Source organism: Streptomyces bohaiensis, assembly GCF_012033785.1.
Taxonomy (GTDB): Bacteria; Actinomycetota; Actinomycetes; order Streptomycetales; family Streptomycetaceae; genus Streptomyces; species Streptomyces bohaiensis.
Window position 1 is genome coordinate 1 of the sequence record NZ_JAAVJC010000203.1, and the last position, 8,485, is coordinate 8,485.

Sequence of the window (8,485 nt, forward strand, 5' to 3'; positions counted from 1 at the left end):
GGCCGCCGCGGCGGAGGCCGTGGCGACGCCGGTGGCGAGGAGCCCGCCGAGGAAGACGGTGGCGACGATCAGCCGGCGGACCCGGCGCACACCGGCCGGGCGCGTGTCGGCGGACGGCCGCTGCCCCGCGCCGTCCCGCTCCGCGCCGGCGGAGCGGCCGACGGTACCGGTGGTGCGGGGCGTCGGGTTGCCGCGCATGCGCCCGTTCACCTCCCGGCCCCGTCACTGGCGTTGGTCGGGCGCGGTGTGGACCGCGTCCGGGCGTGCGCCTGCCCCGTTGCACCGCGCAGCTAACGTCGCGCACGGGGTGGATGTCGCGCCGTGGGGCAGGGGCGACCGGTGGGGCGAACCGGTCGGCCGACCTGGTCGTACGACCCTCGCACGCCCCGACCGCCCCCTACGGGACGTCCGCCCGAGGGACGACGACCGGCCGCTCGCGACGAGACCTTCGGGGGACGTGCGGCGCGCCGCGGGCCGGTAGCGTCATCCGGGTGACTGTGATCGTGACGGAGGGGCTCAGCAAGCGGTACCCAGGGGTTACCGCGCTGGACCGGCTCACCGTGTCGATCGGACCGGGTGTCACCGGTCTGGTCGGCGCCAACGGAGCCGGTAAGTCGACCCTCATCAAACTCCTGCTCGGCCTCGCACCGGCCAGCGAGGGCACCTCGCGCGTACTCGACAAGGACTCGGCGACCGAGGGCGCGGCCATCCGCGCCCAGGTCGGCTACATGCCGGAGCACGACTGCCTGCCGCCGGACGTGCCCGCCACCGAGTTCGTCGTCCACATGGCCCGCATGTCGGGGCTGCCGCGCGCCGCCGCGCGCGAGCGGACGGCGGACACGCTGCGCCACGTCGGCCTGTACGAGGAGCGCTACCGCCCGATGGGCGGCTACTCCACCGGCATGAAGCAGCGGGTGAAGCTGGCGCAGGCGCTGGTCCACGACCCGCGCCTGGTGCTGCTGGACGAGCCGACCAACGGCCTCGACCCGGCCGGTCGCGACGAGATGCTGGCGCTGATCCGCCGCGTCCACGCCGACTTCGGCATCTCCGTCCTCACCACCTCCCACCTGCTCGGCGAGTTGGAGCGGGTCTCGGACCACGTCGTCGTCATCGACGGTGGCCGGCTGCTGCGGTCGGAGCCGATCGGCGGGTTCACCTCCTCCACCACGTCGCTGGCGGTCGAGGTCACCGACAGCGACGCCCACCCCAACGGCGCCACGGCGCTCCACGACGCGCTCGTCGCCGCCGGGGTCGCCGTCCGCCGGGAGGGCGGCCGGCTGGTGATGGTGGACATACCGCCCGGCGAGGCCGGGGAACGCGGTTACGACACCGTGCGCGACACCGTCACCGACCTCGGGCTCGGGCTGATCCGGATGGAGCAGCGCCGCCGCCGCATCGCCGAGGTGTTCTCCACTCGGACGGACGGCACGCCCGCCGACCCGACCCACCCCGCGACGCCGGCCCCGGCCGCCCCCGCCCCGGTCGCACAGGAAGGAGCGGGCCGCCGTGCCGAATGACCACGCCGCCGACCCGGCCACCACCGGCGGGACGCCCGCCGGGACCGCCACCGCCCGCGGTGACGCCCGCATCCACGACATCGGCTACCGCGGCTACGACGGCCCCCGGTTGGGACGCTCGCACGCCCGGCGCGCCCTGGTGGAGCAGTCCGTGCGCGGCGCCTTCGGCATCGGCCGCTCGGCGAAGTCGAAGATCCTCCCGATGCTGCTGCTCGCGATCATGGTGCTGCCTGCTGTGATCATGGTCGCCGTCGCGCTGGTGACCAACCTCGACGACCTGCCGCTGGAGTACACCCGGTACGCGGTGATGCTCCAGCCGGTGCTCGGCCTCTACATCGCGCTGGCCGCCCCGCAGATGGTCTCGCTGGACCTGCGGTACCGCACCATCCCGCTGTACTTCTCCCGCCCGCTGGAGCGCACCGACTACGTCGCCTCCAAGCTGGCGGCGCTGGCGACCGCGATCTTCCTCTTCACCTCGCTGCCGCTGGTGGTGCTGTACGCCGGCGCGCTGCTGGCCGAGTTGGACGCCGGCGACCAGACCGTGGGCTTCCTCCAGGGTCTGGCCGGTGCCGTCGTCTTCGCCCTGCTCCACGCCGCGATCGCGCTGCTGGTCGCCTCCCTCACCCCGCGCCGGGGCTTCGGCGTCGCCGCCGTGATCGCGGTGCTGACGGTGCCGTACTTCGCCGCCACCTCCTTGCAGGTGATCCTGCACGACCTCGGCAACACCGCCGCGGCCGGCTGGGTGGGGCTGCTCTCGCCCGGCACCCTGATGGACGGCGTCCAGGGCGCCTACCTGGGCGGCGACACCGACTTCCCGCCGGGGTCGGACCCCTCCGCGGGCGGCATGGGGCTGGCCTACCTGCTGGTCACCGTCGGCCTCACCGCGCTCTGCTCGTTCCTGCTGGTCCGCCGCTACCGGAAGGAGGGGATCTGACCATGGCTGTCGTCCGCATCGAGAACGTGTCCCGCTGGTTCGGGAACGTCGTCGCCGTCAACGACGTGTCGATCGACATCACGCCGGGGATCACCGGCCTCCTGGGCCCCAACGGCGCCGGCAAGTCGACGCTGATCCACATGATGAGCGGGTTCCTGCCGCCCTCCGACGGCGCGGTCACCCTCGACGGCGAGGTCATCTGGCGCAACGCCGACGCCTACCGGCGCATCGGGCTGGTGCCGGAGACCGAGTCCACCTACGAGTTCCTCGACGGCCGCGAGTTCGTGCGTGCCAACGCCGAGCTCCAAGGGCTCCCCGACCCCGGCGCCGCCACCGAACGCGCCCTGGAGACGGTCGAGATGACCGCCGCCGCGGACCGGCCGGTCGGCACCTACAGCAAGGGCATGCGGCAGCGCGTCAAAATGGCGTCGGCACTGGTCCACGACCCGGCGGTGCTGCTGCTGGACGAGCCGTTCAACGGCATGGACCCCCGCCAGCGGCTGCACCTCATGGAACTGCTGCGGCGCATGGGCGAGGAGGGGCGCACCGTCCTGTTCTCCTCGCACATCCTGGAGGAGGTCGAACAGCTCGCCTCCCACATCGAGGTGATCGTCGCGGGGCGGCACGCCGCCTCCGGCGACTTCCGCCGCATCCGCCGGTTGATGACCAACCGGCCCCACCGCTACCTGATCCGCTCCAGCGACGACCGTGCGCTGGCCGCGGCGCTGATCGCCGACCCCTGCACCCAGGGACTCGAACTCGACCCGACAGAGCAGGCGTTGAAGGTGGAGGCGGTCGACTTCCACCGCTTCGCCGAGCGCCTGCCGGCGCTGGCGCGGGAGCGCGGCATCCGCCTGCTGACGGTCTCACCCTCCGACGAGTCGCTGGAAAGCGTCTTCTCCTACCTGGTCAGTGCGTAAGGAGACCGTGCAACCATGACCGCCATCTACCACCCCACGGTCGCCCGGCTCACGTTCCGCGCGCTGCTGGGCCGCAAGCGGGCCCTGATCATGGCCGTGCTGCCGACGCTGCTGCTGGCCATCGCCATCGCGGTGCGGGTGCCCACCGGCGCCGACGACCGCGCCGCCGTCTCCGTCCTCGGCGGGTTCGCGCTCGCCGCGGTCGTGCCGCTGGTCTGCGTCATCGCCGGTACCGGTTCCATCGCGCCGGAGATCGACGACGGCTCGGTGGTGTACCTGCTGTCGAAGCCGGTGAGCCGCCAGACCATCATCACCACCAAGTTCATCGTCGCCGTCGCGGTGACCGCCCTGTTCACCGTGGTCCCGGTGTACGTCGCCGGGTTGATCCTCAACGGCAACAGCCAGTACATCGCCTTCGCCTACACGGCGGCGACGGCCGCCGCGGTGGTCGCCTACAGCGCGATCTTCCTGCTGCTCGGCGTGGTGTCGCGCAACGCGGTGGTGATCGGCCTCATCTACGCGCTGATCTGGGAGGCGCTGTTCGGCCGGCTGATGCCGGGCGTCGGCAACCTGTCGGTGCAGCAGTGGTCGCTCACCCTCGCCGAGCAGATCGCGGCGAGCGGAGCCAACGTGACCTCCACGGTCTCGCTGACCGCCGGGGTCGTCCTGCTGGTCCTCGCGACCGTCGGCAGCATCTGGTACGCGGGCCGCCGCCTCGCCTCGTTCACCTTCGCCGGGGAGCACTGACCCGCCCGGCCCGACCGCGCCCCACCGGGCCGGCGCACCACCCGCCCACGGGCGGCCCGACCGGGTATACCACCCGATGGGGCCGCCCGTGGGCTCTTTGTCGCTTTCCGCCTGGAGCGCCCCGGACCGTGCTACCGCTGGAACCGTCGAGCCGCCTGCCCGCCCGGGGCCCGCGGCGGCGGGAGGTACGAGGCGTGACCCACACCGGCAGCAGCCCCCTGGCCCACCGGACCGTGCTGACGGTCCCCGACGCCCGCGCCCCCATCGACACCGTGCGGCGGGTCGGCGCCGGGTGGCTCACGGAGCGGTTCGGACGCGCCCCCACCCACTCCGGGCACCACCGCCTCGGTGAGGCGGCGGTCCTCACCAACCAGGCCGCCTACCGCGCGGACGGCAGCGAGCACGCCGTCCGCCTCCAACTGCGGGAGGACGGCGCCGGCGCGACCTGGCGGACCACCGTCACCTGCGTCACCACCTCCGACGGCGGCGCCCTCGCCGCCGTCGCCCTGGAGGTGTTCGCCGACCGCGGCGCCGCGCCCCCGCCCCCGCCGCAGCCACCGATGATCCGCGAACTGGTGCGGGAGCTCCAGCCGTTGGACGGGCTGGCGCCCCTCACCCTGGACGCGCGACCGGTCGGGCCGGCGGAGGTCGACGACCTGATCGACATCCTCTGCGACCCCGGCCGACGACTCCCCGCCGTCGTCGCCGCCGCACCACTGCACCCCGAACCCCTCTGGGGCGAGCGGCTGGCCGCGGTGGTCGACCAGTGCGCGGGCGCCGCCTCGGTGCACCTGCTCCGCGACACCGCGGCCGTCGACGCCTTCCGGGGCGCCGTGGGGGAGCACCACCGCGTCGCCCCCGGCGCGGTGCGCGTCTTCCGCACCGACGCGGACCCGGGCTGGCCGGCCGACGGCGCCCGGCACCGGTACCTCACCGTCGACCGGCTCAGCGACCCGCAGGACCGCGCCTGGCTCACCGTCGCGCCCACCGTGCGGCGCATCGCCACCCTCGCCCCCGTCCCCGAGCCGCTCCGCGCGCTCCGCTTCACCGAGGAGAGCCGCCGGCGTGACGAGCAGCGCCGCGCCGCCCTCGCCGCCGACGGCGCCCTCGAACTCGACGCGCTGCGCCGGGAGAACGCCGAACTGAAACAGCTGCTCACCGTCGCCGACGCCGAACTGCGCGAGAGCCGCACCGAGACGGAACTGGCCACCCGCAACACCGACGCCCGCGAGGCCGAACTGCGCGCCCTCCAGCAGCTCTACGACGAGGACTTCGAGGACGCGCTGCGCATGCTGCGGGAGCTCGACAGCGCCCGGACCCAACTCAGGGATCTGCGCCAGCGGTTGCGAGAACGCGGGCGCACCGGCGCGGCAGCGCCGAAGCATCGCGTCCCGAGCCCGCGGCCCGCGGGGCACCCGGACGTGCCGAGCACCTTCGAGGAGCTGCTCCAGCGCTGCACGGCGGCGTTCCCCAGTCTCACCGTCACCGCCGATCCCCGACCGGCGCTGCGGCTCGACGAGTGCGACGGGGCCCGCCGCTGGGCCCGGAAGGCGTGGCAGGCGCTGGGCGCTCTCGACTCCTACGCCGACGCCGTCCGGGGCGGGTTCCGGGGCGGCTTCCACCAGCACTGCCAGGAGGGGCGGGCCGGCTCGGTGACCTGGCCCCGGAACCAGCTGGCCACCAACGAGTCACCGACCACCATGGCGAAGTGGGGCACCGAGCGCGTCTTCCGGGTCCCGGCCGCCATCGACCCCGGCGAGCGGGCGGTCATGGAGGCGCATCTCAAACTCGGCTCCAAGGGAAGCAGTTCGCCGCGGATCTACTACCTGGACGACACGCGCGGCAAGGGCCGCACCCGGTCGGTGATCGTGGGGTACATCGGCCCCCACCTGACCAACACCCGCAGCTGACCCGGACCTGCCCGCCCAGGGGCCCGGGGCGGGCAAGGCAGGGGCCCGACCTCGCCGGCCGGGGTGGTCGACGGGTGGTGCCCCGGCCAACACCCCGGAGCCGGCCGCGTTGCTCCGCCGCACCCGTGACACACCTCGGCCGGGGCCGCCTCCCCGGCGGGCAGCGCGCGACCGACGGCCTCGTGGCCGCGGGAGGACCCAGGAACGGCAGGGGGATATCAACTGGCATGCCAGAGCGTGCAGTTGCGGAATCCGCCCCGCCGCCCGGGATGGATCAGCGGGCTAAACACACAACCGGTTGCAGTTCCGGCGCGGCATCACCAAGAGCCGCGAGAGCGCTTACTACCAAGCGGTGCCGCTTGTCTTGACAGGCCCTGACCGTGGGGCAACTCTGTTACGACCATGTAACTGCAAGGGGTTGCAGCTCCTCGCGGCGGGCTCCGCTCCGGAGGTCCGCAACCGTTCCCTGCCTTGATCAGCACGCCTTTCCCTCGGAGAGAGGTAGCCATGTCACGCATGCATTCCCGTCGCCGGCAACGCCGTTGGTACGCGACCGTCGCCGTTTCCCTGGCCGGCACGATGACGGTCTGGCTGCTCGGAGCGGCCGGGCCCGCCAGCGCGGCCACCGTGTTGTCGGAGAACTTCGAGAACGGCGCGCCCAGCGGCTGGGCCAAGTCCGGGGGCGACTGGTTCGTCGCCCCCGACGGCGGCTCCCAGGTCTTCAAGCAGTCCAAGTCCGACAGCGAGCTGGCCCGGCAGCTGGCCGGCGACACCTCCTGGCGGAACTACACGGTCCAGGCCCGGGTCAAGCCGGACAGCTTCGCCGGCGCGGCCTCCTTCGCCGGGCTGGGGTCCCGAGCGGGCAGCGCCACCCGGATGTACCGGGTCGCGCTCTTCGCGGACCGTGCGGAGTTGCAGTCCGTCAACGGCGGCCAGGTCAACGTCCTGGGCAGCCGCAACCTGTCGCGTACCGCCGGCACCTGGCACACGCTGGCCCTCACCACCGAGGGCTCCACGGTGAGCGCCACCGTCAACGGCCAGCCGATCGCCTCGGTCGGCAACAGCGCCTGGAGCGCGGGCCGCATCGGGCTGGTCACCGGTTACGCCGCCGCCTCCTTCGACGACGTGGTGGTCAACGACAGCAGCCCGGGCAACCCCGACCCCACCAACCCGGACCCGACCAACCCCGATCCCACCAACCCGGACCCGACCGACCCGGGCACGCCGCCGCCCCCGACCGGGCCGGTGATCCACGCGGCGCCCAACGGCCGTGACACCGCCGCGGGCACGCAGGCCGACCCGACCACGCTCCCCTCGGCGATCACCCGCGTCACCTCCGGCGGCACCATCTACCTGCGCGGCGGGCGCTACACCTACGCGCAGCCGATCGTGATCCAGCCGGGCAACAACGGCACGGCCGGCGCCCGCACCAAGCTGATGGCGCTGCCGGGCGAGACACCGGTGCTGAACTTCTCCCCCATGGCCGAGGACCCCGCCAACCGCGGTCTCTCCGTCAACGGCAACTACTGGCACCTGCACGGTCTCACCGTCGAGCACGCCGGTGACAACGGCATCTTCGTCGGCGGCAGCCACAACATCGTGGAGCGGACGGTGACCCGCTTCAACCACGACACCGGCCTGCAGATCTCACGGATCGCCTCCACCACGCCGAGCAGCCAGTGGCCCTCGCACAACCTGATCCTCAGCTCCGTGTCGCACGACAACGCCGACTCCGACGGCGAGGACGCCGACGGCTTCGCGGCGAAGCTGACCTCCGGCCCCGGCAACGTCTTCCGCCACACCGTCGCGCACAACAACATCGACGACGGCTGGGACCTCTACACCAAGAAGGACACCGGTCCGATCGGGGCGGTGACCATCGAGAACTCGCTGGCCTACCGCAACGGGACGCTGAGCGACGGCACGCAGAACCCGAGCGGCGACCGCAACGGCTTCAAGCTGGGCGGCGAGGACATCTCGGTCAACCACACCATCCACCGCAACATCGCCTACGACAACGGCAAGCACGGCTTCACCTACAACCGGAACCTCGGCACCATGTCGGTGCGGGGCAACGTCAGCATCGACTCCACGCAGCGCAACTTCCAGTTCGACGGCGGCACCTCGGTCTTCCGCGACAACGTCTCCTGCCACAGCGCCCGGGGGTCCAACGACCGGACGATCGGCAACGTCGACAGCTCCAACCAGTTCTGGTCGGGCTCCAACGGGGCGAAGTGCGCCGACTACACCGGCACGCTGGCCTGGTCCTTCACCGCGGACGGCAGTCTGCGCGTGACCTTCGGCGGGCGGCAGGTCCTGCCCTGACCCGCTCGCCGACCCGTGCCCGCTGCGACCACCTGGTGGCGGGGGTCGTCTCCGACGAGACGGCGACCGGCATGAAGGGACGGCCACCGGTGATCCCGCTGGTGGAGCGGTTGGAGATCGTCCGGTCAATCC

Annotated in this window: 7 protein-coding genes and 1 pseudogene; 7 read left to right on the top strand and 1 reads right to left on the bottom strand. The window is 72.9% G+C overall.

All coding sequences use genetic code 11. The features are described 5' to 3' along the window. On the bottom strand, nucleotides 1-198 hold a 198-nt coding region (locus tag HCN52_RS18405; protein ID WP_168089555.1), incomplete at its 3' end, for a hypothetical protein. Between the two features lie 299 nt (nucleotides 199-497). On the opposite strand from HCN52_RS18405, the gene HCN52_RS18410 reads away from it, so the two are divergent. The 7 genes and pseudogenes from HCN52_RS18410 to HCN52_RS25590 all read left to right on the top strand — a co-directional run. After that, nucleotides 498-1,517, top strand: coding sequence for an ABC transporter ATP-binding protein (locus HCN52_RS18410; protein ID WP_312876766.1), 1,020 nt, complete (start codon nucleotides 498-500; stop codon nucleotides 1,515-1,517). Beyond that, on the top strand, nucleotides 1,507-2,451 hold the full coding sequence (locus HCN52_RS18415; RefSeq protein WP_168089557.1) for an ABC transporter permease subunit: 945 nt from the start codon (nucleotides 1,507-1,509) through the stop codon (nucleotides 2,449-2,451). Before HCN52_RS18410 ends, HCN52_RS18415 begins: the two co-directional genes overlap by 11 nt. Nucleotides 2,452-2,453: 2 nt before the next feature. After that, complete coding sequence (locus tag HCN52_RS18420) at nucleotides 2,454-3,371, top strand: ABC transporter ATP-binding protein (RefSeq protein ID WP_168089558.1); 918 nt, start codon at nucleotides 2,454-2,456, stop codon at nucleotides 3,369-3,371. Between the two features lie 24 nt (nucleotides 3,372-3,395). Further along, nucleotides 3,396-4,118 (top strand): ABC transporter permease, encoded by a 723-nt coding sequence (locus tag HCN52_RS18425; RefSeq protein ID WP_168089560.1) that lies wholly within the window; start codon nucleotides 3,396-3,398, stop codon nucleotides 4,116-4,118. 194 nt (nucleotides 4,119-4,312) lie between these two features. After that, nucleotides 4,313-6,028, top strand: a complete 1,716-nt coding sequence (locus HCN52_RS18430) for a coiled-coil domain-containing protein (RefSeq protein ID WP_168089559.1) — start codon at nucleotides 4,313-4,315, stop codon at nucleotides 6,026-6,028. A gap of 507 nt (nucleotides 6,029-6,535) precedes the next feature. Continuing rightward, nucleotides 6,536-8,353 carry a right-handed parallel beta-helix repeat-containing protein gene (locus HCN52_RS18435; protein WP_245175266.1) on the top strand — a complete coding sequence of 606 codons (1,818 nt, stop codon included), beginning with the start codon at nucleotides 6,536-6,538 and terminating at the stop codon, nucleotides 8,351-8,353. A 14-nt stretch (nucleotides 8,354-8,367) separates the two neighbouring features. Beyond that, a pseudogene (locus HCN52_RS25590) lies at nucleotides 8,368-8,485 on the top strand (adenylyltransferase/cytidyltransferase family protein); the annotation flags it as partial.